Raw genomic sequence first — 24425 nt, forward strand, 5'->3', positions numbered from 1 at the left:
GCCGCATTCCGACAGTCGGCGTCAACCCGACCGATTTATCATTAATTTCCGCGCTTGGCGAGCCGCCCTGCCGCCCGGATGCGGCAACAGGGCGCATCCCGCTTATGATCCGGCGCAAAGATGGACTGCATGACTTTGCATATATTGCGTAAAAGGCTTGGAAGCCGCTGGCACAACTGGCATCCTTGGCTGTGTCGAAACTTGGGGGAACGGCGCCTTGTTGGACATGCTGGGCGTCGTTCTGCAGGCGCTGTACCGGGAAACCCTTCTGTTCGCGGCGGTCGGCCTGGCGATCGGCGGGCTGGACGACCTGATCGTCGACTGGCTGTTCCTGTGCCGCAAATATTGGCGCGACCTCATCATCTATGCCCGCCACCCGCGCATGACGACGGCCACCCTGCCCGCATCCGCTTCACCCGGCCGGATCGCCATCTTCATCCCCGCCTGGCGCGAGGCGGAGGTGATCGCCCCGATGCTGCGCCATGCGCTGGCCTGCTGGCGCGACGCGGACTATCGGCTGTTCGTCGGCGTCTATCCCAATGATCCCGACACGATCGACGCCATCACGCCGATCGTAGAGGGCAATGATCGCATCATCGTCGGTATCAATCCCCGCGCCGGCCCCAGCACCAAGGCGGATTGCCTGAATGTCCTGTGGGCGGCGATGCAGGATTGCGAAGCGCGTGATGGCATCCCGTTCAAGGCGGTGGTGCTGCACGACGCCGAAGATGTTGTCCATCCCGACGAAATCCGCCTGTTCGATTTTCTGATCGACCGTTTCCACCTGGTCCAGTTGCCCGTCCTGCCGCTGCCCGGTCGCGGCGGCTGGCTGGCCCGCGCCATCGCCAATCATTATTGCGACGAATTTGCGGAAAGCCACGGACGCCTGATGACCGTGCGCGAAGCGCTGGGCGCATCGATCCCGTCGGCGGGCGTCGCCTGCGCCTTTGAGCGTCAGATGCTGGGGCGACTGGCCGATCCGCTCCATGGCGGCCCGTTCGACCCGTCCTCCCTGACCGAAGATTATGAAGCCGGACTGAAATTCAGCGACATGGGCGGACGCGGCATTTTCGTGCGGATGCGCGACGCCCAGGGCGCGCTGGTGGCGACACGCGAATATTTCCCCGATACGATCGACTCGGCGGTCCGGCAGAAGGCCCGCTGGATGGTCGGCATCTCGCTGGCCGGATGGGACCGCATGGGCTGGCGCGGCGGTCCCGCCGAATGGTGGATGCGCGTTCGGGATCGCCGCGCGACCATCGCGGCGCTGGTGCTGCTGGCTGCCTATCTGGCGCTGATCCTGTGGAGCGCGATCCAGTTGCTGGGCCTGGTGATGCCTTTGCCCCGGCCATCGCTATCACCCCTGCTAAGCGGGCTGCTCCTGCTCAATCTGGGGTTGATGGCCTGGCGGACGGCGATGCGCGCCCTGTTCGTCGGCCGCGCCTATGGCTGGCGCTACGGATTGGGGGCGATCCCGCGCACGGTCATTGCCAATTATATCGCCATATTGGCGGCGCGACGCGCGATCTGTCTCTATGGCAGGTCGCTGCTGGGCAAGCCGCTGCGCTGGGACAAGACCCAGCATCGTTTCCCGGACATCCAGACCCCGGCATGACCGGCGCGGCACATAGCAGGCCCTTGCGCTTTTTCGCCCTGCTGATGCTGGGCTGGATCGCCATCCGCCTCGCCGGACAGGATGGAGCGCCGCCGCTCCCCCCTCCCATGCTGGCGCTGCCCGCCCGACCCAGCCTGACGCGCTTGCTCAACCCGCCCGTCGCCCTGGCGGCAAGCGCCGCACCCATGCCCTTGAAACTGGCGAAGCGCGGGCCGGGCCGATGGGCATTCCCTGCCCATGTTCGGGCGGCTGCGGCCCCACCCCGCCTGCAAACGGCAACCACCCGCCAAGAGGTCGACACCATTGTCGACATGATGGCCTTCATCCATTTCGCCATGGGTTTCGCCAACCGCCATTATGCGAGCGACGATGACTATATGAGCGGTTTCCAGCCCACCGCCGCCCCGGTGCCGATACTCGCCCCCATGCGCGCGAAGCCCGATCGCTGGCGGGTCGGAAGCTGGCTGCTGTGGCGGCCGGGCGGCGTGACGAGTGGCGATGCGGTCACGCCGGGCCGGCTGGGTGGATCGCAGGCCGGGCTGCGGGTGGACTATGAGCTGACCCCGCGCGCCAAGAGCCGCACGGTCGCCTATGGCCGCATCACCAGCGCGCTCCAGCATCCGGCCGCACCCGAAACAGCGGTGGGGCTGGCCATTCAGCCGATCCGCACCATCCCTGTCAGTCTGGCGGCGGAACGACGGATCGCGCTGGGCCGGGGCGCGCGCAACGCCAATGCGGTCATGGCCGTGGGCGGGTTCGGACCGAGCGCGATCGGGCATTCGATCGAAGCGGAAGGCTATGCGCAGGCCGGCATCGTCGGCTTCCGGCGCGGCGACAGGTTCATCGACGGCAAAGTCTCGCTGCTGTCCCCCATCGGCCAGTCGCCCGTCCGTGTCGGCGCCGCGCTGTCAGGCGGGGCGCAGCCCTATGTCAGCCGACTCGACATCGGCCCGGAATTGCAGCTCCGCCTGCCCCTGCCGCAGGCGTCGGCGCGTGTCTCCGTCGAATGGCGGCAGCGCATTGCCGGCAACGCCCGGCCGGGATCAGGCATTGCCATCACCCTTGCCACGGATTTTTGATCGCCAACGCTTTCTATCCTGTCCATTTGGCGTTACCTCGGATCGGGCATGGATCTTTACCTGCCCATCGCCAATCTTTCGGTGAACGCGCTTGTCATCATCGGCCTGGGCGGCGTGGTTGGCCTGCTGTCGGGCATGTTCGGCGTGGGCGGCGGATTTCTCACGACGCCGCTGCTGATCTTCTACGGCATCCCGCCCACCGTCGCCGCCGCGTCCGCCGCCAGTCAGGTGACGGGCGCCAGCGTGTCCGGCGTCGTCACCCATATGTCCCGCGGCACGGTCGATTTTCGCATGGGCGGCGTGCTGATCGCCGGGGGCGTGGTCGGTGCGGGGCTGGGCGTGCTGATCTTCCGCCTGCTCCAGAAGGTGGGGCAGATCGATACCGTCATCGGCATCCTCTATGTGCTGATGCTGGGTGGCATCGGCGGGCTGATGGCCAAGGAATCGATCCAGACGCTGGTGGCGCTCAAGACCGGCAAGCGTATCCAGGCGCGCAAGCGGCGGCACCATCCGCTGGTCGCCGCGCTGCCGCTGCGCTGGCGCTTCTATCGGTCCGGCCTCTACATCTCACCGCTCGCACCGCTGCTGCTGGGCATGGCGACCGGCATCCTGACCATGTTGCTGGGCGTGGGCGGCGGCTTCATCCTGGTGCCGGCGATGCTCTATCTGCTGGGCATGACGACCCAGTCGGTGGTCGGCACATCCTTGTTCCAGATATTGTTCGTGACCATGGCGACGACGATGATGCACGCCATGACGACCAAGGCGGTCGACCTGGTGCTGGCGTTGCTGCTGCTGATCGGCAGCGTGACCGGCGCGCAGATCGGCACCCGCATTTCCATGTCGATCCGGCCCGAATATCTGCGCATCCTGCTGGCCTTCATCGTGCTGCTGGTGGCGGCGCGGATGGCGCTGGGGCTGGGGTGGCGGCCGGACGAAATCTACACGATCGAGCTGCGCTGATGCGCCGGCGCGCCCTGCTCTGCCTGGCGCCTGTCGCGCTGATGCTGGGCGCGGCCGATGAACCGCAACTGGTGCCCGACGTGTCGCAGCGCGAAGTGGTGATCCAGTACAGCTTCACCGGCGCGGATTTGCTGCTGTTCGGGGCAATCGTCTATGCCGACGGGCGGCGGCCGGACAAGCCGGCGGACATTGTCGTGGTCCTGAAAGGCCCGGAACAGTCGATCATCATGCGTGAAAAGCAGAAGGTGGCGGGCATCTGGGTCAATGCGGACACCGCACGTTTCCGTTCCGCGCCCAGTTTCTACGCCATGGCGTCCTCCCGCCCGATCGACAGGATCGTGGATGAACGCAGCGCGGCCATCTACGAACTGGGCGTCGACAAACTGCAACTCTCCCCTTCCTCGCTCAACGACAGTGCGGAACTGTCGCGCTTTCAGGCGGGGCTGGTCGACCTGCGCGCCCGGTCGGGCCTGTTCGTGGAGCGGCCCGGCACGGTCGAGATCACCGACGGGGTGCTCTATCGCGCCCGGCTGCCGCTCTCGGCGCGGGTGATCGTGGGTGATTATACCGCCGAAACCTTTCTGGTGCAGGATGGCCGCGTCGTCGCGGCGGCGGTGCGGGACATCACCGTGCGCAAATCGGGCTTTGAACAGTTCATGGCCAGCGCGGCGGAAAACTGGTCCTTCGCCTACGGCCTGGTGGCGATCGCGCTGGCGGTGGGCATGGGCTGGGCAGCCGGCGCGATCGCACGCCGGCTCTGATCGACCGGCATCATCATCCTTTGGTACAGAAGAATTGCCCTACCCCCTTTTGTCCGACTAAACAGAAGCAAACCGGATCGGGGGGATTCATGAGTCAGGACAGCCAGGCGGACGCGCATCCTTTCCCGCATTTGCTGGCGCGCAGTCATGCCTTGCGCGCGTCCCTGTCGCGCGAGATGCACATTCGCAAGATGCCGCGACTCGACACGCCCTCGCGCACGGTGCAGTTCATGATGATCGTGGACGAGGAAGAGGCGCGGTCCAGCATTGCGGCGCTGCGCACCCTGCTCGCGCCTGACGGCCCCGCCCCGGATGCGGCCGACCGCTTCTTCGCCTGCCGTGTCGGTTCGCTCGGTTTCTCCTGGGAACGGCATAGCGAATTCATCACCTACAGCTTCATCGCGGACGGCTATGGTGATCCGTTCGACCTGTCGCCCTTTCGCGCCGTGTCGCACTGGATCGACCAGTTGCCGGGACAGGTCATCCGGTCGACCCAGATCGCGCTGGTGCGGCAGGAGCCGACCAGCGCCATGATCGCCACCCATTTCGCACCCGACGACCTTATCAGTTCCGACATTGCGCAAGGCCGCGCGCGCATCTGGAGCGATTTCCGGCTGCATGACAATGGCTTTGGCCGCTTGCTGATCGAGGATCGCGGGCTGGAAGGGGCGGAACCTGCATTGCTGGTGCAACGGATGCAGGAGCTGGGCAATTATCGCAAGATCGCGCTGCTCGGCCTGCCCGAAGCGCAGCAAGCGACCCCGGTGCTGGCCGCACTGGAACGGCGACTGACCGAAGTGACGGCACAGGTCGCCGCACCGGATGCCGATGCCGACGCCGTGCTGGAACAACTGTCGATGCTCAGCGCCGAACTGGCGCAGATCATCGCGCGCACCCGCTATCGCATGAGCGCGACCCATGCTTATGCCGAACTGTGTTTCGACCGCATTCGCCGGCTGGAGGTGGCGGCGGTGCGCGGCTACCGCTCGCTTGACGATTTCACCGAACGGCGCCTGCTGCCGGCAATGCGGACCTGCGATGCGTTCAGCCGACGACTGGAGGATCTGTCGCAGCGCATCGCCTGGACCAGCGCGATGCTGCGCACGCGGGTCGATACCGCTTTGGCGCGCCGCAACCGCGATCTGCTGGCGTCGATGGACCGGCGCACCGGGTTGCAATTGCGCTTGCAACATACGGTCGAAGGACTGTCGGTGGTCGCGATCAGCTATTATGCGCTGGGCCTGTGGCATCACCTGAAGGAAGCGATCGAGCATCAGGGCGCCCATCTGCCCGGCTGGGTCGATCTTGCGCTGATCCCTGCAATCATCGGCGCGGTATTTCTGGGCCTGCGGCAGATCAAGAAGGTCAAGCGCCCCCCGTCCACACGGGGCGGCGAAACGGACATCGCGTAAAATCAAAAAGCGGGAGCGGTCTGTGCACTGAAGCCATCGCCACTGGCGTAACGCCACCTCCTTTTCCGAAGGCTGACGCTGTTCACCGCGTTCCTCCATCCCGCCCATGCCCCGCCCTGGATAATGTGCGGATCGTTCGCCCGGTCCCGCATTGCGGCCCGCCTGTCGCAGCCGCCTTCTGTACCGGGGGCCGGACATGCACTGCGCGCGAACCGCCTTGCATGAGTTCGCCACCGCATGAGATTGCCGCGTTTCTTCTCTTCCGCCGCCTGCGACATGGCCATCGACCTGGGAACGGTCAATACGGTCATCTATGTCCGCGACCGGGGGATCGTGCTCAACGAACCGTCCGTCGTCGCGCTGGAGACACGGCAGGGTGTGCGCCGGGTGAAGGTGGTGGGCAATCAAGCCAAGCTGATGATGGGCAAGACCCCTGCGGGGATCGAGGCGATCCGGCCGCTGCGCGACGGGGTGATCGCCGATCTCGACATTGCCGAACAGATGATCAGGCATTTCGTGGACAAGGCGCTGGATGGCGGTCGCTACAGGCGCGGGCACGCCATCGTCATTTGCGTGCCGTCGGGATCGACCATGGTGGAACGGCGCGCCCTGCGCGATGCGGCGTCCAATGCGGGTGCGGCGAGCGTCCGCCTGATCGAGGAGCCGCTGGCCGCCGCAATCGGCGCCGGCCTGCCGGTAACAGAGCCAAGGGGGGCGATGGTGGTCGATATCGGTGGGGGCACGACCGAAGTGGCGGTGCTGTCGCTGAGCGGCATCGCCTATAGCGGGTCGGCCCGGATCGGGGGCGACCGGATGGACGACGCCATCGCATCGCACATCCGCCGCGCCCATAATCTGCTGATCGGCGAAGCCACCGCCGAACGGGTAAAATGCCAGATCGGGGCGGCAACCCTGCCGGAAGGCGACGGCATCAGGCTGCGGGTCAAGGGGCGCGACCTGGTCAACGGACGCCCCGCCGAAGTGCAGATCAGCGAGGCCGAGATCGCCCGCGCACTGGCCGATCCGGTCGCGCAGATCATCGCCGCCGTCCGCGCCGCGCTGGAGCAGACCCCGCCCGAATTGTCGGCGGACATCATCGATGAAGGGATCACCCTGTCAGGCGGCGGGGCGTTGCTGGGCCGGCTGGACGAAGCGCTGGCGGAGGCGACCGGCCTGCCGGTCAGGATTGCCGACAACCCACTTATCTGCGTTGCGCTGGGTGCGGGACGCGCGCTGGAGCAGGCGGCCTATCAGTCCATCCTTGCCAGCCTGTAAGCCGGACGGATAGGCTGGGCTGAGCGGGAATAGGGAGAATGCGCGGATGACTGCCCTGGCCATCGACGCCGATGATGTTCGCAACGCCGCCGCGCAGATTGCCGGCGTGGCGGTCAGGACACCGCTGATCGAAAATGCGGTGCTGAATGCGATCGCCGGACGCCGGGTTCTCATCAAGTTCGAAGGCGCGCAGCATAGCGGGTCGTTCAAATTCAGGGGTGCCTATAACCGGCTAAGCCGGATCGCGCCCAAGGACCGCGCCGCCGGCGTCGTCGCCTGGTCATCGGGCAATCACGCTCAGGGTGTGGCGGCAGCCGCGCGCCTTTTGGATATCCCCGCCGCGATAGTCATGCCGGCGGACGCACCCGCGATCAAGATCGCCAACACCAGGGCGCTGGGCGGACAAGTGGTGCCCTATGACCGCATGACGCAATCACGCGAAGAGATTGCGACCGGGCTGGCACGGGAACGCGGGGCGATAGTGGTGCCGTCCTACGACGATCCGCATGTCATAGCAGGCCAGGGAACGACCGGGCTGGAGATCATGGAACAGGCCGCAGCCGCCGATGCGCAGATCGGACAGGTACTGGTCTGTTGCGGCGGTGGGGGGCTGGTTGCCGGGATTGCAACGGCGATCAGGGATATCGCGCCATCCGTCGCCATTTATGCGGTCGAACCGGCAGAATTTGACGATACCGCCCGGTCACTGGCGAGCGGGCGGCGCGAAACGGTGCGCGCGGGCGCACTGTCGATCTGCGACGCCCTGATGGCGCCCAGCCCCGGCGCGCTGACATTTCCGATCAATCAGGCGCTGCTGGCGGGTGGCCTGTCCGTCACCGACGATGAGGTCGGCGCGGCGATGCGCTTCGCCTTCGAAACCTTGAAACTGGTGGTCGAACCGGGCGGCGCGGTGGCGTTGGCAGCGCTCCTGCACGACAAGGCGCCCCATAGCGACACGCCGGTTGCGATCGTGCTGTCCGGCGCGAATGTTGACGCCGCCGCCTATGCCGCCATCCTGGGCGGCGCAGGATGAACGGATGAAGCGAAAGCCCCGCAACAGAAAAAGGGGCCATTGCTGGCCCCTTTTCCATCATATCCGAACTGTTTGCGCTTAGCGCTTCGAGAACTGGAAGCTGCGGCGGGCCTTCGCCTTGCCGTACTTCTTACGCTCGACAACGCGGCTGTCGCGGGTCAGGAAGCCTTCGGCCTTGACCGCGCTGCGCAGCGCCGGTTCATATTTGGTCAGCGCCTGGGCGATGCCATGCTTGACCGCACCGGCCTGGCCCGACAGACCGCCGCCCTTGACGGTGGCAATGACGTCATACTGGCCTTCACGCTCGGTCACGCCGAACGGCTGGTTGATGACCAGACGCAGGGTGGGACGGGCGAAATAGACTTCTTGGTCGCGGCCATTGACCGTGATCTTGCCGGTGCCGGGCTTCACCCACACGCGGGCGACGGCGTCCTTGCGGCGGCCGGTGGCGTAGGCACGGCCAAGGCCGTCGATTTCCTGCTGGCGCAGCGGCGCGGAAGGCTGAACCGGGGCGACGGGCGCATCGGCAACGTCCGAAACCGGGGCAGCGGCCGGAGCGGCAGCAGCTTCAGCGGCGATCGTCGCGAGGTCGGACAGGGACTGGCGGTTATCGGTCATTATGCACCCACCTTGTTCTTGCGGTTGCGCGACGCGAAGTCGAGCACTTGCGGGTTCTGGGCTTCATGGGCGTGTTCGGCGCCGGCGAAGATGCGCAGGTTGCGCATCTGCTGGCGGCCCAGCGGACCACGGGGGATCATGCGCTCGACGGCCTTTTCCAGAACGCGCTCAGGGAAACGGCCTTCCAGAATCTTCTGGGGGGTGGTTTCCTTGATGCCGCCGGCATAGCCGGTGTGCTTGTAATAGACCTTGTCGGTCAGCTTGCGGCCGGTGAACTTGACCTTGCCCGCGTTGATGATGATGACATTGTCACCGCAATCGACATGGGGGGTGAAGCTGGTCTTGTGCTTGCCGCGCAGGATATTCGCGACAGTCGATGCAAGACGGCCCACGACGGCGCCTTCGGCGTCGATCAGGATCCACTTCTTTTCGACCGTTGCCGGGGTTGCCGGCTTGGTGGTCTTCATCAGCGCCTTCATGGTGCCAATACTCCAGAATGAAAAATGAAACCGGGCGCCGTTACCGACGCCCGGAAGTGGGGCGCTAATGGCCACTATAGTCGGTGAAGTCAAGAGATTCGGCGCGTTTGCCGACAGGTAAAATAATACCGCACCTCAAGGTGCCAGTGTCAGGCTGCGCTTTTCCGTCAACGCTTGCGCGCCGACCGCCAGGCTGCGCTGCTGGCTTTCGACCAGCCCGGTGGCGCGGGAAAGATGATAACGGATCGCCACCTGCACGCCCTCACCCGCCAGTTTTTCTTCCATGTCCAGCGCGTCGGCGCCCTTCCCCGCAACCGTCAGCGCGCCTTCCACCGGCATCGGGCGGCCAAGCGGCGATCCCGCCATGGTGCGCAGGCCGCGCCCCGCGCCATCCTCGACCTGGCTGCCCGCGAACAGGAACAGCGGCTGAAGTTCGCCCGCCAGCAATGCCAGCCGCCCGTTCGGCGAGAGGCCGGCGAAAAGCGTCTGCACTTTCTGCGCGGCGCGATAACGATCGCTGTCGGGGGCGAAGCTGGCCAGCATCGCGTCCACTCCGGCCCGCACCCTGACCCACACCGCATCCAGATCGTCGAGCGCGACGATCCGCCCGCGTCCGTCCAGCCGGAAGCGCATCTCGATCCCGACCAGCGGACCCAGCGCCGCGCGATAGGGTTCCACACCGGCCGCCGGTGCGTCGCTGTCGATCGCCCGCAACGTGGCGACCAGGATATAGCCGTCACCCGTTCTTTCGAAGCGGAGCGCGCGGGTCGCGCTGAACAGGCTGACCTTGCCTGCTACCGGCCGATATTGTTCGATGCGATAGACGAAATCCCGATTGATCGGCGGCGCGAACGGGATGGAAATGCGCTCCGCCAGCGCAGGCTGGGCGAGCGCGAGCAGCAGGAGGGCAAGGCCGCGGCGCTTCATCGGCTGCGGGCACCGATGGCATGCGCGCCCCACGCGGTGGCGGCCACCACCAGTGCCCCCACGGCCTGATGCAGCACGGCGAGCGGCAAGGCGATGCCGCTGACAACGGTGGCGATGCCGAGCAGGATCTGCGTGCCCAGCGTCGCCTGAATCGCGATCGACGCGCCGCGCTGCCCGGCGCGTTTCGCCCGGCGCGCCAGCACGAACAGCGCGGCCGCCGCAACCCAGGCCCACCAGCGATGGAGAAAATGAACGAGATAGGGATCGGACGAGATGGTCGCCCAGAGCGATCCCATCCAACTGATCCCTTCCGGCACGAGATGATCGTTCATCAGCGGCCAAGTGCTGGAGACATAGCCCGCATCCAGCCCGGCGGTGAAGGCGCCCAGCATCAGTTGCACCATCAAAAGCAGCAGCACGACCAGCGCGAAGGGCCGCAACATGGCCGGTTTCGCGCGGGGGAAGCGCGCCAGCGCAAACAGGTCGAGCGCCGTCCAGATGAGGCCGCCGATGATGAACAGCGCCGTCAACAGATGCACCGCCAGCCGATAATGACTGACATCCGTGCGCACCGACAGGCCGGACTTGACCATCCACCAGCCGATCGCCCCCTGCAATCCGCCCAGCGCCAGCAGCGCGACCAGCCGAAGCCCGTAACCCTGCGGAATCGCACGCCGCCATGCGAACCACAGCAGGGGCAAGGCGAAGGCGACGCCGATCAGTCGTCCCAACAACCGATGCACCCATTCCCAGAAGAAGATGAACTGGAAATCCGGCAGGGTCATGCCTTGCCGCAACTGCTGATATTCCGGGATTTGCTGGTAAAGGCGGAACGCCTCCATCCACTGGTCGTGGGTCAGGGGCGGGATGGCACCCGTAATCGGTTTCCATTGGGTGATCGACAGACCGGATTCCGTCAGGCGGGTGATGCCGCCGACCACCACCATGCAGAAAACCAGAAAGGCGACGACCAGGAGCCAGCGGGCGATGGCGGCGGGGCGCGGAACGCGCGAAGAGGCGGACGCTGTCATGTCCCGGTCCATGCGCCCAAGCCCTGTCCATTTCAACCCGGCACACATGGACATATGACCCCATGGTCCGCGCCATGGTGGACAGCATCATGTCTGGCGGCACGGCAGGGATCAAGATGCCAGGCGCGTCACCCCCGCGCCGCCAGCCATGCCGCGACCAGTTGCCGTCCACGCTGGGCCACGATCGCCGCATCGTCGCCGGGCCGGTACAGCGCGCCGCCGACACCTATGCCTTCACAGCCCGCCGCCAGCCATTCACCGATCGTGTCAGCGCCGGCGCCACCGACCGCCCACACGCCCACATCGCCCGGCAACACGTCCCTGATCGCCTTCACATAGGCTGATCCCAGCCGGCCTGCCGGGAACAGCTTGATCCGCTTCGCGCCCGCCGCGATGGCGGCAAAGGCTTCACCCGGTGTCATGAAACCCGGTAGCAGGTCCAGCCCCAGCGCCGCGCCGCGGGCGATGACGGCCGCGTCGGTGTTGGGCGTCACCATGATGCGGCCACCGGCCCGGTGCAACGCCTCCACCACCTCGACGCTCAAAACCGTGCCTCCGCCGATCAGGGCGACATCGCCGAACGCCTGTTGCATCGCCGCGATGCTTGTCAGCGGTTCAGGCGAGTTGAACGGCACTTCGAGGATGCGAATGCCCGCATCGACCAGCGCCGCGCCCACATCCACCGCCTCCTGCGGCCTGATGCCGCGCAGGATGGCGCAAACGGGCGGGGCACCGTTTGCCAGCAGGTCATCCAGCGTCATGCCCCATCGCCTCCACCATATCCAAGGCCCGCCCGCGCGCAGGCGTCCCCGTCCAGCAGGCGCGTGGCGATCCCTTGCGCGCCAAAAGCCCGCGCATAGCGCATGGACAGCGCCTTGTCGCCGATCAGCACCACATGCGCGGCCTCCCCCAAAGTTGCGCGCATCTCCGCCACCTCGCAACCGATCAACAGCCCCGACAGATAGCCCAGCGCCCAGTCGGGAGAACGGCCGGCGCGCAGGCGCATCGATCGCGTCGCGAACAACGAGTGGAACAGCTGTACGACACCCGCTTTATCCAGCCCTTCGGCAAAACCAAGGGCTTCTTCGGCGGGATCGGGCGCCTCGACCTTCGCCGCCAGGGTCGATCGGTCACGCAGCAGCGCGAACAGTTCGCCGGTCGGCACAGTATGGAAAGCCGTGACGCGGCCGTCCTCCAGCAGCGACCATTTATTGTGGGTGCCCGGCAGCACGATCATATGCCGTCCCTGCCCCAGCGCGGGATCATGGAGGCAAGCCCCGAAAATCTGGGTTTCCTCACCCCGCATCACGTCGGGGACGCCATCTGCGCCCTCACACGCCAGCCCTGCCATGATGCGGACCGGCACGCCGCGCCAGTCGAAGGTCGCGGCCACCTGTCGCCATGTCGGCGCATCGGCGGGACAATCGGCATAGGGAACCTCCACCCAGCCATCGCGGGCGCCAACCATGCCGCAGAGCGTGATGCACCGGGGGGGGCCATCCGTCAGCCAGGGCGCGATGATTTCGGCAAGGGCCAGCGCCGCCGCGCCGCCCACCGCACCGATCCCCGGCCCGTCCCGCCGGGCCGTGACCACGCCCTGCTCGACCCGGAACAGGCGCAGGCGACTGGTCCCCCAGTCACCGATGACGGCATAGCCATCGCGTGGCAGTCCTTCGCGGTCCTGATCGATGATAACGCTCACATTTGCCCGATCGGATACTTGAAATTTAATTTGTATGAGTATATCGCAATGGTGAGCGCGTCAATGCGCCACGCCCTATTTCTGCGTCAGGATGCCCGATGAGCGATTCGCCCAAAACCTTCCCGAAACTGCGCAGCCGCGCCTGGTTCGACAACCCCGACAATATCGACATGACATCGCTCTATCTGGAGCGCTATCTGAACTTCGGCCTGAGCCTGGACGAACTGCGCAGCGGCAAACCGATCATCGGCATCGCCCAGACCGGCAGCGACCTCAGCCCATGCAACCGCCATCATATCGTGCTGGCCGAACGGATGCGCGACGGCATTCGCGAAATGGGCGGCATCGCGCTGGAATTTCCGGTCCACCCGATTCAGGAAACCGGCAAGCGCCCGACCGCCGGCCTTGACCGCAACCTGGCCTATCTGGGCCTGGTCGAAGCCATGTATGGCTATCCGCTCGACGGCGTGATCCTGACCACCGGCTGCGACAAGACGACGCCGGCGTTGCTGATGGCGGCCGCCACCGTCAATATCCCGGCCATCGCCCTGTCGGTCGGCCCGATGCTCAATGGCTGGTTCAAGGGGGAACGCACCGGGTCCGGCACGATCGTCTGGAAAGGGCGCCAGTTGCTGGCCGCCGGCAAGATCGACGATGAAGGCTTCATCAAGCTCGTCGCGTCGTCGGCGCCCTCGACCGGCTATTGCAACACCATGGGCACGGCATCGACCATGAATTCGCTGGCCGAGGCGCTGGGCATGATGCTGCCGGGATCGGCGGCGATCCCCGCCCCCTATCGCGACCGGCAGGAGGTCGCCTATCTCACCGGCAAGCGCATCGTGGAGATGGTCGCGGAGGATCTCAAGCCATCCGACATCATGACGCTGGATGCGTTCCACAACGCCATCACGGTCAATTCGGCGATCGGCGGATCGACCAACGCGCCGATCCACCTGGCCGCCATCGCCCGCCATATGGGCGTGGACCTGCCGCTCAAGGATTGGGAGACGATCGGGCACAAGGTGCCGCTGCTCGTCAACCTCCAGCCTGCGGGCGAGTATCTGGCCGAGGATTATTATCGCGCCGGCGGCGTCCCCGCCGTCGTCAGCCAGTTGATCGACCAGGGCCTGATCCGCGAAGGCGCGATGACCGTCAATGGCAAGACCATGGGCGACAATTGCCGGGGCGTGGCGATCGAGGATGAAAAGGTGATCCGTCCGTTCGGGCAGCCGCTGGTCAAGGATGCCGGCTTCCTGGTCCTGTCGGGCAATCTGTTCGACGCGGCCATCATGAAAACCAGCGTCATCAGCGCCGAATTCCGCGACCGATACCTGTCCAACCCCGATGACCCCGAAGCGTTCGAAGGGCCGGCGGTCGTGTTCGACGGGCCGGAGGATTATCACCACCGCATCGACGATCCGGCAACCGGCATCACCGCCGACACGTTGCTGTTCATGCGCGGCGCGGGGCCGATCGGCTATCCCGGCGCAGCCGAAGTCGTGAACATGCGCCCGCCCGCCTACCTGATCACCGAGGGCGTATCCGCCCTGCCGTGCATCGGCGATGGGCGCCAGTCGGGCACGAGCGGCAGCCCGTCGATCCTCAATGCATCGCCCGAAGCAGCGGCGATGGGCGGCCTTGCGCTGCTGGAAACCGGTGACCGGGTTCGCATGGACCTGAAGGCCGGGACCGTGAATGTGCTGATTTCCGACGAGGAACTGGCGGATCGCCGCGCGCGGCTGGAGGCTGCGGGCGGTTTCCAATATCCCGCCTCGCAAACGCCATGGCAGGAAATCCAGCGCGCGGTCGTCGGCCAGTTGAATACGGGCGCGATCCTGGAAGGCGCGGAAAAATATCAGCGCATCGCCCAGACCATGGGCCTGCCGCGCGACAATCACTGATCCTTTAGAGGATGGGGGTGGCCTTACCATCCGGTGGCCGCCCCCATCCCCGTCCTCTCAACAAGCCATGCGTCGCCAATGGATCACATCCCGGCGCCATGATCGATCTGTTCCATCCCCTGTTCAGGAGAACGCCATGTTCAACGGAGCCATCCTTATCGGCGCAAGCACGCGCACCGGCGGCGTGCCATTCCACGCCATCGACCCGGCCACCGGCGAAAAAGGCGATATCGCCTTCTCCAACGCATCGGTTGCCGATGTCGCCGACGCCACGGCCCTGGCTGATGCGGCATTTGCACGCTTTTCCAGCCTGACGCCTGATGCCCGCGCTACCTTCCTGGAAACCGTCGCTGACCAGATCATGGCCACAGGCGACCTGCTGATCACCACCGCCATGCGCGAATCCGGCCTGCCGCGCGGCCGGCTGGAGGGAGAACGGGGCCGCACCGTCGGCCAGTTGCGCCTGTTCGCCAGCTATGTCCGCCAGGGCGACTGGCTCGACGCCACCATCGACAAGGCGCTGCCGGATCGCACGCCACTGCCGCGCAGCGACCTGCGCCGTGTCAATATGGGTGTCGGCCCGGTCGCCGTGTTCGGCGCATCCAACTTCCCGCTCGCCTTCTCGGTCGCGGGCGGTGATACCGCGTCGGCCTTTGCCGCTGGCTGCCCGGTGGTGGTGAAGGGCCATCCGGCCCATCCCGGCACGGGCGAACTGGTTGCTCGTGCGATCATCGCGGCGGTCGCGGCCTGCGGTCTGCCCGAAGGCGTGTTTTCCTATCTGCCCGGCACCACCCATGAACTGGGTGGTGCGCTGGTCGCCGATCCGCGCATCAAGGCGGTGGGCTTCACCGGATCGCGCGGCGGCGGCATCGCCCTGATGCAGATCGCGGCCCGGCGCGCCGAGCCGATCCCGGTCTATGCGGAAATGTCGTCGATCAACCCGGTCGTCCTGCTGCCCGGCGCGCTCGCTGCGCGCGCTGACGCGCTGGGCACCGCGTTCGTCGGTTCGATGTCGCTGTTCGCCGGCCAGTTCTGTACCAACCCCGGCCTGGTGATCGCGCTCGACAGCCCCGATCTGGACAGGTTCGTGGCGGCGGCGGCCGATGCGCTGTCGGCCAACGCGGCGCAGGTCATGCTGACGCCGGGCATCCATGTCGCCTATGAAAAGGGTGTCGAGGCGCTGGCAGGCGCCGATGGCGTCACCACCATCGCCCGCGGCACGCAGGCGGACGGTGTCAATCGCGGCCAGTCGGCCTTTTTCGCCACCGCCGCCGACCAGTTCCGCGCCAACCCGGCGCTGGCGCATGAAGTGTTCGGCGCATCATCCATCCTGGTGAAATGCGCCACGATCGAGGAGGTGATCGCCACCATCGCCGACCTGGAAGGCCAGCTCACGGCAACGCTCCAGATCGGGGAAGGCGACGACGCCCATGCCGCCGCGCTGTTGCCCACCCTGTCGCGCAAGGTCGGGCGCATCCTGACCAATGGCTGGCCCACCGGCGTGGAAGTGACCCATGCCATGGTTCATGGCGGCCCCTTCCCGTCCACCTCCGATGGTCGTTCCACCTCGGTCGGCACGCTGGCGATGATGCGATTCCTGCGTCCCGTCTGCTATCAGGACGTGCCCGATGCACTGTTGCCCGCCGCATTGCAGGACGCCAATCCCTGGGGCCTGACACGCCGCATGGAAGGCCGGCTGGCGGTCGTCGCATGACGATCAGGGCCGGTCTGGTGGGGCTGGGCAAGATCGCACGCGACCAGCACCTGCCCGCAATTCTGAAGATCGACGGCATCGAACTGGTCGCCATCGCCAGCCGCAACGCGCAGGGCGAAGGAGTGCATAATTACCCCGATCTCGGCGCGATGCTGGCAGGGGAAGCCGGTCTGGATGCCGTCATCCTCTGCCAGCCGCCGCAGGTTCGCTATCATGCGGCGCGGCAGGCGTTGCTGGCGGGGAAGCATGTGTTCCTGGAAAAGCCGCCGGGGGCGACCGTGTCCGAAGTGGAGGCGCTGGTCGCGCTGGCCCGGCGCCAGGGTGTCACGCTCTATGCCAGTTGGCACAGCCGCCATGCCGCCGCCGTGGCGGCGGCGAAAGCCTGGATCGCCGAGCGCAAGGTCGCACGGATCGACATTCAGTGGCGCGAGGATGTGCGCCACTGGCATCCAGGCCAGCCCTGGATCTGGGAAGCGGGTGGTTTCGGCGTGTTCGATCCGGGCATCAACGCCCTGTCGATCCTGACCGAAATCGTGCAGGAACCCATTACCCTGCTGTCCGCCGAACTGGAAGTCCCAGCCAACAAGCAGGCCCCGATCGGCGCGATGCTCCAGATGGCCACGGCTTCGGGCGCGGCGATCGATGCCGTGTTCGACTGGCGCCAGACCGGGCCACAGACCTGGGACATCGCGGTCGAGACGGATCAGGGCAGCCTGCGCCTGTCCGATGGCGGCAATATGCTGTACCTGGATGGCGCGGTGCAGGTGAAGGCGCCGGACGCGGAATATCCGGCCATGTATCGCCGCTTTGTCGATCTGGTCGCGGACAAGGCGATCGATGCCGACACCGCCCCCTTGCGACTGGTGGCGGACGCCTTTCTTTGCGGGCGGCATTGTCCTACGGCAGCATTTGAGGACTGATATAGGGGAAACGGACGTGGGCAACGGGCGCAAGGTCGGATCGGACGAGGGCGTGCTGCGCATCCACCAGACGATCGCCCGCGACCTGGGCACCGCCATCCTGACCGGCCAATATAAGCCCGGCGATCTGTTCGAGGGGGAAATCGAGGCGTCCGAACGGCTGGGCGTATCGCGCACCGCCTATCGCGAGGCGGTGCGCATCCTGATTGCGCGGGGCATGATCGAAAGCCGCCCCAAGGCCGGCACCCGCGTCCTGCCGCGCAGCCGCTGGAATGTGCTGGACCCCGAAATGCTCGCCTGGATGTTCGCGGGCGAGCCGGACCCTGATTTCATCCGTGATCTGTTCGAACTGCGCGGGGTGATCGAACCGGCGGCGGCCGAATTCGCGGCCCGGCGGCGCACGGACGATCAGTTGACAGCCATGGAGCAGGCCCTGGACGATATGGGTCGCTATGGTCTTTCGACGCCGGAAGGACGCGACGCCGACCAGCGTTTCCATCGCGCGATACTGGCCGCGACGCGCAACGATGCGCTGTCCGCCCTGGCCAGTTCGGTCGGCGCGGCGGTGGGCTGGACCACCAAGTTCAAGCATCGCAAGAAGCTGCTGCCCCGCGATCCCCTGCCCGATCATCGTGCCGTCTATCAGGCGATCGCCGCCCGCGACACCGCCGCCGCCCGCGCCAGCATGGCGGAACTGCTGCGTCTGGCGCTGGCCGACATGGACATTGCGATCAACGAACCGGGCGGGTAAATGCATCACGGTGCTCCCCCGCAGGCGGGAGCATCGCAGTTCCGTGGGACGGCACTCACCCCAGGATAAACTCTACCCCCGCTTTGGCATGAATGCTGGTGCAGTCGTAGATCGGCAGCACATTGGCCTTCACATCGACGATCAGTTCCAGTTCGGTGCAGGCCAGCACTACCGCCTGTACATCCTGCTTGGCGATGTCGGTCAGTTCCGACTTCATGTAGCGTTCGGATTCGCGGCTCACCTTGCCCACGGTCAGTTCGTCATAGACGATGCGGTCGATCCGCTCGGCCAGTTCCATGTCGGCGGGCAGCAGCGACACGCCATGCGCCACCAGTCGCTGGCGATAGAATTTCTCGGTCATGACATTGCGCGTGCCGATCAGCGCGGCTTTCTCGATCCCGTCGGCCTGCATCTTCTTGCCCACCCGCTCAGCGATGTGGAAGATCGGCACGCCGACCGCGCCCTGTACCCGGTCATAGACGCGGTGCATGGAGTTGGCGCAGATCAGCAGCGCGCCCGCACCCGCCGTTTCCAGCCGCCGGGCGGAGTCGATCAGCGCGGTGGCGGCGCGGTCCCATTCCTCCTCGGTCGCGCAGCCGGCCACGGAGGCGAAGTCGAGACTCTCGATCAGCAGCGGCGCGCTATGCTGTCCACCCCGCGCCCGATGCACCGCCTGATTGATGATCGCATAATAGCGGGCGGTGGACGTCCAGCTAAGACCGCCGATCAGACCTAATTTGTGCATAAATTCCCTGAATCCCGACATGAAAAGGGACGGCAAGGCGCAATGCCCGGCCGTCCCTGCCATGGTTAGGGGAAGCCCCGCTTAATGGGCAAGCCCCTTGACGATTTCCTCGACCATCTTCTTGGCGTCGGCCAGCAGCATCATGGTGTTGTCCATGTAGAACACCTCATTATCCACGCCGGCATAACCCGCCCCGCCCATGGAGCGCTTTACGAACAGCACCGACTTGGCGTTGGCGACATCCAGGATCGGCATGCCGTAGATAGGCGATGTCTTGTCGGTCTTGGCCGCCGGATTGGTCACGTCGTTCGCGCCGATGACGAAGGCGACATCGGCCTGGCCGAACTCGCTGTTGATATCCTCCAGTTCGAACACCTCGTCATAGGGGACATTGGCTTCGGCCAGCAGCACGTTCATATGGCCGGGCATGCGGCCCGCGACCGGGTGGATGGCGTATTTGACGGACACCCCTTCCTTCTTGAGCAGGTCGCCCATTTCGCGCAGCGCGTGCTGCGCCTGGCTGACCGCCATGCCATAGCCCGGCACGATGATGACGCTGTCCGCCTGTTTCATCAGGAACGCCGCGTCCTCCGCGCTGCCGCGCTTGTAGGGGCGGTCGACCGCCGCCGCGCCACCGCCCGAAGGGCCGCTTTCCGCGCCGAAGCCACCCGCGATCACGCTGATGAAGCTGCGGTTCATCGCCTTGCACATGATGTAGGACAGGATCGCGCCCGACGACCCCACCAGCGCGCCGGTGATGATCATCGCGCTGTTGCCCAGGGTGAAGCCCATGGCCGCCGCCGCCCAGCCCGAATAGCTGTTCAGCATCGACACCACGACCGGCATGTCCGCGCCGCCGATCGGGATGATCAGCAGGAAGCCGATGACGAAGCTCAAGGCCGTCACGGTCCAGAAGATCCAGGGCGACTGGTCGGTCACGAAATAGGCGATCAGCCCCAGGATCGCGGCCAGCGTGCCCAGGTTGATGAGGTGGCGGCCCGGCAGCATGATCGGCTTGCCCGACATGTTGCCGTTCAGTTTGAGGAAGGCGATGATCGAGCCGGAGAAGGTGATCGCGCCGATCGCCACGCCCAGCCCCATTTCGACCCGGCTGGCATTGTGGATCTCGTCCGTCAACGGATCGAGGATGCCGAACGCGCCGGGATTGAGATAGGCGGCCGCGCCCACGAATACGGCCGCAAGGCCGACGAGGCTGTGGAAGGCCGCGACGAGTTGCGGCATGTCCGTCATGGCGATGCGGCGGGCGATGATGAAGCCGATGCCGCCACCGACCACGATGGCGCCGAGGATTTCCGGCAGGCTCACCACGTCATGGGTATAGAGCGTGGTGGCGACGGCGATCGCCATGCCGGCCATGCCCATACGGTTGCCGCGCCGGCTGGTCGCCGGACTGGACAGGCCGCGCAGGGCGAGGATGAAGAGAACGCCCGCGACCAGATAGGCCAGCGCGATGAAGGGCGAAACAGGAGCGAGTTCGTGCATCACTTGCGCTCCTTCTTCTTGTACATCGCCAGCATTCGTTCAGTGACCGCAAAGCCGCCGAAGATGTTGACCGACGCGAACACCACGGCCAGCAGGCCCAATATCTTGGCCGCGATGCTACCGGCTTCGGCCGACGCGACCAGCGCGCCGACGATGATGACCGAAGAAATGGCGTTGGTGACGGCCATCAGCGGCGTATGGAGCGCCGGCGTCACCGACCACACCACATAATAGCCGACGAAACACGCCAGCACGAAAATCGACAGGATGGAGATGAAGTCCATCGTTCCTACTCCCCGTTCGTTCCGGCACGTCGGCACGGAACCGTGTCGCGCGCCCCCACCCCCTTGGCGGGCACGCGCCTTATGATGTGCGTCAGGCCAGCAACCGTTCGTTGACCACCTTGCCGCCCTGCGTCAGGCGGATGGCGTTGCCGATTTCCTCGTCCAGCACTGGCGCGTTCTTGTCCTTGTCCCAGAAGGCGGACAGGAAATTGTAGAGGTTGCGCGAGAACAGCGCCGAAGCGTCCGTCGCCAGACGCGAAGGCACGTTGCGATGGCCGACGATCTTGACGCCGTGACGCTCGACCACTTCGCCCGCCACCGCGCCCTCGACATTGCCGCCCTGCTCGACCGCCAGGTCGACGATCACGCTGCCCGGCTTCATCGTCGCGATCTGCGCGTCGGTGATGAGGCGCGGCGCGGGACGGCCCGGAATGAGCGCGGTGGTGATGACGATATCCTGCTTGGCGATATGGGCGGAGACGAGTTCGGCCTGCGCAGCCTTGTATTCGTCAGACATTTCGGTGGCGTAGCCGCCGGTGCCTTCGCCCTCGATGCCCGCGACCTTCTCCACGAAGATCGCCTTGGCGCCGAGTGATTCGATCTGCTCCTTGGTCGCGGCGCGCACGTCGGTGGCGCTGACCTGCGCGCCCAGCCGGCGCGCGGTGGCGATGGCCTGGAGGCCCGCGACGCCCACGCCCATGATGAACGCCTTAGCAGCCGACACTGTGCCGGCCGCTGTCATCATCATTGGAAAGGCCTTGCCATATTCGGCAGCGGCGTCGAGCACCGCCTTGTAACCCGACAGGTTGGATTGCGAGGAAAGGATGTCCATCGACTGCGCGCGGGTGATACGCGGCATGAACTCCATCGCCAGCGCTTCGAACCCGGCAGCGGCATAGGCATCGACACGGGCACGCTCGCCAAAGGGATTGAGGCCCGCAGCGATCCACGCCCCCGGCTTCGCCCCGGCCAGGCTGTCGGCCGCCGGCCCCTGCACGCCCAGAATGATATCGGCGCCCGCCACGGTGGCGGCGCGATCCCCGACCGTCGCGCCAGCCGCTGCATAATCCGCGTCGGCAATCGACGCGGTCAATCCTGCCCCGGCCTCAACCGCGACATCGGCGCCCAGCGCCTTGAACTTCTTCACCGTTTCCGGCGTCGCGGCAACGCGGCGCTCGCCTGCGGCCTGTTCCTTCACCACTGCTATTTTCATTATCGTTGCACCCCTCCTGTCGTTTCGTCCGGCTTAGGTCGAGATCAGCAACACAACCAGAGCGGCCAGCGCCACGCTGACGATTGTGCCCCATTTCACGAAGCCGACAAATGATCCGTAGGTCTGCATCGCGCTCTTGATATTGTCAGACGCCATATCCGGTCCCCTGCTGCGGTTGTCTTGCGGTGCATCCCTTATCCGCAAAACACCATGATCCTCAACCCGCAGGGCACAAGAAAATCTTTCGCGGTTAAGTACGCCTTTACCCCCTCGCTCTAGGATGAACCGCCTGTTCCAGATGAGGGGGATGAATGACGCGCGACGGCATACCGATGCTGATGCTGATCGACGACGAACCGGCGCAGAGGCGACTGGTGTCGGCGCTGGCTTCGCGTGCGGGATGGCGCACCATCTTCGCGTCGGACGGCGAAACCGCAATCGCCACGCTGGGCACGCAGGACGGGATGCAGCTCGACGCGATCGTGCTGGACCAGTGGAGCCCCGATTATGAGCCATCGGGCCTGATCCGGGAAATCCGCGCGCGGCGGCCGGCCTTGCCGATCCTGATCCTGACCGCGCACAACAATGTCGCCATCGCCGTCGAAGCGATGCGCGCGGGCGCCACGGATTATCTGTCCAAGCCGATCGCACCCGAACGCCTGCTGGCCGCGCTCAATGCCACCATCGCGGAAGGCGCGAACGCAGGCGAGCTGCGGCCGCTCACCGAAAAGATCACAGCACCCCTCTCCTTCGAGGATGTGGTCGGCTCCGCACCACAATTCCGCGCCGCGCTGGCCATTGCGGCCAAGGCCGCGCGCGCCCGCGTGCCCGTGCTGATCGAAGGCGAAAGCGGCGTCGGCAAGGATGTTATCGCAAGGGCGATCCATGCCGCATCGCCCCGCCACAAACAGGCGATGGTGACGGTCAATTGCGGCGCGATCCCCGCCAACCTGGTCGAATCGGAACTGTTCGGCCATGAACGCGGCGCCTTCACCGGCGCGTTCGATCGTCATGTCGGCAAATTCGCCAGCGCCGATACAGGCACCATCTTCCTGGACGAAGTCAGCGAAATGCCGCTGGATGCGCAGGTGAAGCTGCTGCGCGTATTGCAGGATGGCGAAGTGCAGCCGATCGGTGCGCGACGCCCCGTTCATGTCGACGTGCGCGTCATCGCCGCCACCAACAAGCGATTGTCCGACGAGATCGAGGCCGGCCGCTTCCGCGAGGATCTCTATTATCGCCTGAACGTCGTCCAGTTGACCGTGCCGCCGCTGCGCGAACGGATGGGAGACATTCCCGCGCTCTGCCGCCATCTCCTGACCCGCATCGCCGCCCAGCCGGGACTGCGCGGCCTTGGCCTGACCGATGATGCATTGGCGCTGTTGATGCAGCATGGCTGGCCCGGCAATGTCCGCCAGTTGCAGAACGCCCTCTTCCGCGCCGCCGTATTATGTGAGGGCGACGCGCTGACGCCGCAGGATTTCCCGCAGATCGCGGCGCAGATCCAGACGCAGGGATCGGGCGAGGTGCATCATCTCCGCCCTCGCGCAGCAACGCAGCCGCATCGCGACGGCGCGGGCATCACCCTGTTCGAAAGCGACGGCCATGTCCGCCAGCTTGCCGATATCGAAGCCGATGTCATCCGTCTCGCCATTGGCCATTATCGTGGTCGCATGACCGAAGTGGCCCGGCGGCTGGGCATCGGCCGGTCCACCCTGTATCGCAAGCTCGCCGAACTGGGCATCGACAGCGCGGCGTGATGGGGCCGCTTGATCGGATACGCTGATCGGACAAACGCATCCCGGCCGCCTGCGACGTTGAAATCAGGCGGCGGCTATGCTTTGGCACGAAGCATGAAACATGCGCCCCTGATCGCCGCCTGCCTGCCCATCCTGCTGCTCGCCGCCTGCGGCCGCACCGAGCCTGTGGGGGACATGCCAAGCCAGGAGGAACTGGCCGCGGCCGCCAATGCGGCAGCCGCCAACGCGGTCGCCACCCAGCAGGCCGAAGAACAGGGACAGAACCGCAATTATGTGAATGTCGCGCGCGGCTTTTCCATCACTTTCCCCGAAGGATGGACCATCGACAAGGGCGCCAGCACGGCAGATGGCGCCGTCTATGAAGATCCCGGCGCCGGCGCGGACGTGCGCGTATTCTGGCAGAAGAATGACGGCGACCAGACGCTGCAACAGATTGTCGAGGCGCTCAACGACAGCGCCGAAGGGGTAGATGGCGATTTTGTCGGCGACAATGAATATCGCGGCACCGCCAATGACGGCGAAGGCAATAATGTCTCGATCCGCCTCCTGAAACAGGCTGACGGGGCGATCGTGACCGCAACCTTCGTCTATCCCGAATTGCTGAGCGAACAATATCAGGCCATGGCCGACAGGGTGCTGGGCAGCCTGCGCGTCTTTGCGCCCAAGGGGGATGAAGCCACCGCGCCAACCGCGACCGCCAACTGAACGCAGCACGGGGGCAGCGCGCCCGAAATGACTG

General features: G+C 65.8%; 24 protein-coding genes. 13 read left to right on the forward strand and 11 right to left on the reverse strand.

Annotation, left to right across the window (positions count from 1 at the left end; all coding sequences use genetic code 11):
- Nucleotides 1-226: 226 nt before the first annotated feature.
- The 7 genes from Q4610_RS04435 to Q4610_RS04465 all read left to right on the forward strand — a co-directional run bounded on the left by Q4610_RS04435 (nt 227) and on the right by Q4610_RS04465 (nt 8138).
- Nucleotides 227-1615 (forward strand): glycosyl transferase family protein, encoded by a 1389-nt coding sequence (locus tag Q4610_RS04435; protein WP_304534875.1) that lies wholly within the window; start codon nt 227-229, stop codon nt 1613-1615.
- Nucleotides 1612-2694: a hypothetical protein gene (locus tag Q4610_RS04440; protein ID WP_304534779.1), complete on the forward strand. Its 1083-nt coding sequence runs from the start codon at nt 1612-1614 to the stop codon at nt 2692-2694. Before Q4610_RS04435 ends, Q4610_RS04440 begins: the two co-directional genes overlap by 4 nt.
- A gap of 48 nt (nt 2695-2742) precedes the next feature.
- Nucleotides 2743-3657 (forward strand): sulfite exporter TauE/SafE family protein, encoded by a 915-nt coding sequence (locus Q4610_RS04445; protein WP_304534780.1) that lies wholly within the window; start codon nt 2743-2745, stop codon nt 3655-3657.
- Entirely contained in the window at nt 3657-4418 is a 762-nt protein-coding gene (locus Q4610_RS04450) for a TIGR02186 family protein (RefSeq protein ID WP_304534781.1), read from the forward strand. Before Q4610_RS04445 ends, Q4610_RS04450 begins: the two co-directional genes overlap by 1 nt.
- An 89-nt stretch (nt 4419-4507) precedes the next feature.
- Nucleotides 4508-5830: a DUF3422 domain-containing protein gene (locus tag Q4610_RS04455; RefSeq protein WP_304534782.1), complete on the forward strand. Its 1323-nt coding sequence runs from the start codon at nt 4508-4510 to the stop codon at nt 5828-5830.
- A 237-nt stretch (nt 5831-6067) separates the two neighbouring features.
- Nucleotides 6068-7105: a rod shape-determining protein gene (locus tag Q4610_RS04460; RefSeq protein WP_304534783.1), complete on the forward strand. Its 1038-nt coding sequence runs from the start codon at nt 6068-6070 to the stop codon at nt 7103-7105.
- Nucleotides 7106-7151: 46 nt separating this feature from the next.
- Nucleotides 7152-8138 carry a threonine/serine dehydratase family protein gene (locus tag Q4610_RS04465; protein ID WP_304534784.1) on the forward strand — a complete coding sequence of 329 codons (987 nt, stop codon included), beginning with the start codon at nt 7152-7154 and terminating at the stop codon, nt 8136-8138.
- A gap of 78 nt (nt 8139-8216) precedes the next feature.
- Here Q4610_RS04465 and rpsI read toward each other — a convergent pair whose 3' ends face one another.
- From rpsI to Q4610_RS04495, 6 genes are all read right to left on the reverse strand, one after another.
- On the reverse strand, nt 8217-8756 hold the full coding sequence (gene rpsI, locus Q4610_RS04470; RefSeq protein WP_304534785.1) for a 30S ribosomal protein S9: 540 nt from the start codon (nt 8754-8756) through the stop codon (nt 8217-8219).
- Complete coding sequence (rplM, locus tag Q4610_RS04475; RefSeq protein WP_304534786.1) at nt 8756-9235, reverse strand: 50S ribosomal protein L13; 480 nt, start codon at nt 9233-9235, stop codon at nt 8756-8758. Before rplM ends, rpsI begins: the two co-directional genes overlap by 1 nt.
- Nucleotides 9236-9370: 135 nt before the next feature.
- Nucleotides 9371-10162, reverse strand: coding sequence for a hypothetical protein (locus Q4610_RS04480; protein WP_304534787.1), 792 nt, complete (start codon nt 10160-10162; stop codon nt 9371-9373).
- Complete coding sequence (locus Q4610_RS04485; RefSeq protein ID WP_304534788.1) at nt 10159-11193, reverse strand: COX15/CtaA family protein; 1035 nt, start codon at nt 11191-11193, stop codon at nt 10159-10161. Before Q4610_RS04485 ends, Q4610_RS04480 begins: the two co-directional genes overlap by 4 nt.
- A gap of 128 nt (nt 11194-11321) precedes the next feature.
- Entirely contained in the window at nt 11322-11954 is a 633-nt protein-coding gene (locus tag Q4610_RS04490; RefSeq protein WP_304534789.1) for a 2-dehydro-3-deoxy-6-phosphogalactonate aldolase, read from the reverse strand.
- Nucleotides 11951-12895 carry a 2-dehydro-3-deoxygalactonokinase gene (locus tag Q4610_RS04495; protein ID WP_304534790.1) on the reverse strand — a complete coding sequence of 315 codons (945 nt, stop codon included), beginning with the start codon at nt 12893-12895 and terminating at the stop codon, nt 11951-11953. Before Q4610_RS04495 ends, Q4610_RS04490 begins: the two co-directional genes overlap by 4 nt.
- A 98-nt stretch (nt 12896-12993) precedes the next feature.
- Between Q4610_RS04495 and Q4610_RS04500 the strand changes: the two genes are divergently transcribed.
- From Q4610_RS04500 to Q4610_RS04515, 4 genes are all read left to right on the forward strand, one after another.
- Complete coding sequence (locus tag Q4610_RS04500; RefSeq protein WP_304534791.1) at nt 12994-14796, forward strand: IlvD/Edd family dehydratase; 1803 nt, start codon at nt 12994-12996, stop codon at nt 14794-14796.
- A gap of 136 nt (nt 14797-14932) precedes the next feature.
- The gene (locus Q4610_RS04505; protein ID WP_304534792.1) at nt 14933-16510 is read left to right on the forward strand and encodes an aldehyde dehydrogenase (NADP(+)); all 1578 of its coding nucleotides are present in this window, start codon (nt 14933-14935) and stop codon (nt 16508-16510) included.
- On the forward strand, nt 16507-17430 hold the full coding sequence (locus Q4610_RS04510) for a Gfo/Idh/MocA family protein (protein WP_304534793.1): 924 nt from the start codon (nt 16507-16509) through the stop codon (nt 17428-17430). The genes Q4610_RS04505 and Q4610_RS04510 overlap by 4 nt, the downstream gene beginning before the upstream one ends.
- 16 nt (nt 17431-17446) lie before the next feature.
- Nucleotides 17447-18181: a FadR/GntR family transcriptional regulator gene (locus Q4610_RS04515; protein WP_304534794.1), complete on the forward strand. Its 735-nt coding sequence runs from the start codon at nt 17447-17449 to the stop codon at nt 18179-18181.
- Nucleotides 18182-18236: 55 nt separating this feature from the next.
- Here Q4610_RS04515 and Q4610_RS04520 read toward each other — a convergent pair whose 3' ends face one another.
- The 5 genes from Q4610_RS04520 to Q4610_RS04540 form a co-directional block, all read right to left on the reverse strand.
- Complete coding sequence (locus tag Q4610_RS04520; protein ID WP_304534795.1) at nt 18237-18926, reverse strand: aspartate/glutamate racemase family protein; 690 nt, start codon at nt 18924-18926, stop codon at nt 18237-18239.
- Between the two features lie 81 nt (nt 18927-19007).
- Nucleotides 19008-20429, reverse strand: a complete 1422-nt coding sequence (locus Q4610_RS04525) for an NAD(P)(+) transhydrogenase (Re/Si-specific) subunit beta (protein WP_304534796.1) — start codon at nt 20427-20429, stop codon at nt 19008-19010.
- Nucleotides 20429-20713 (reverse strand): NAD(P) transhydrogenase subunit alpha part 2, encoded by a 285-nt coding sequence (locus Q4610_RS04530; RefSeq protein WP_304534797.1) that lies wholly within the window; start codon nt 20711-20713, stop codon nt 20429-20431. The genes Q4610_RS04525 and Q4610_RS04530 overlap by 1 nt, the downstream gene beginning before the upstream one ends.
- A 91-nt stretch (nt 20714-20804) precedes the next feature.
- Nucleotides 20805-21926 carry an NAD(P) transhydrogenase subunit alpha gene (locus tag Q4610_RS04535; protein ID WP_304534798.1) on the reverse strand — a complete coding sequence of 374 codons (1122 nt, stop codon included), beginning with the start codon at nt 21924-21926 and terminating at the stop codon, nt 20805-20807.
- Between the two features lie 33 nt (nt 21927-21959).
- Nucleotides 21960-22082 carry an aa3-type cytochrome c oxidase subunit IV gene (locus Q4610_RS04540; protein ID WP_304534799.1) on the reverse strand — a complete coding sequence of 41 codons (123 nt, stop codon included), beginning with the start codon at nt 22080-22082 and terminating at the stop codon, nt 21960-21962.
- 155 nt (nt 22083-22237) lie between these two features.
- Here Q4610_RS04540 and Q4610_RS04545 point away from each other — a divergent pair, with 155 nt between their 5' ends.
- Both Q4610_RS04545 and Q4610_RS04550 read left to right on the forward strand, forming a co-directional pair.
- Nucleotides 22238-23686: a sigma-54-dependent transcriptional regulator gene (locus Q4610_RS04545; protein WP_304534800.1), complete on the forward strand. Its 1449-nt coding sequence runs from the start codon at nt 22238-22240 to the stop codon at nt 23684-23686.
- A gap of 93 nt (nt 23687-23779) precedes the next feature.
- A complete protein-coding gene (locus Q4610_RS04550; RefSeq protein WP_304534801.1) occupies nt 23780-24391 on the forward strand; it encodes a hypothetical protein in 612 nt (203 codons plus the stop codon).
- Nucleotides 24392-24425 lie beyond the last annotated feature (34 nt).

Origin of the sequence: Sphingobium cyanobacteriorum (assembly GCF_030580935.1) — a bacterium.
GTDB classification, from domain to species: domain Bacteria; phylum Pseudomonadota; class Alphaproteobacteria; order Sphingomonadales; family Sphingomonadaceae; genus Sphingobium; species Sphingobium cyanobacteriorum.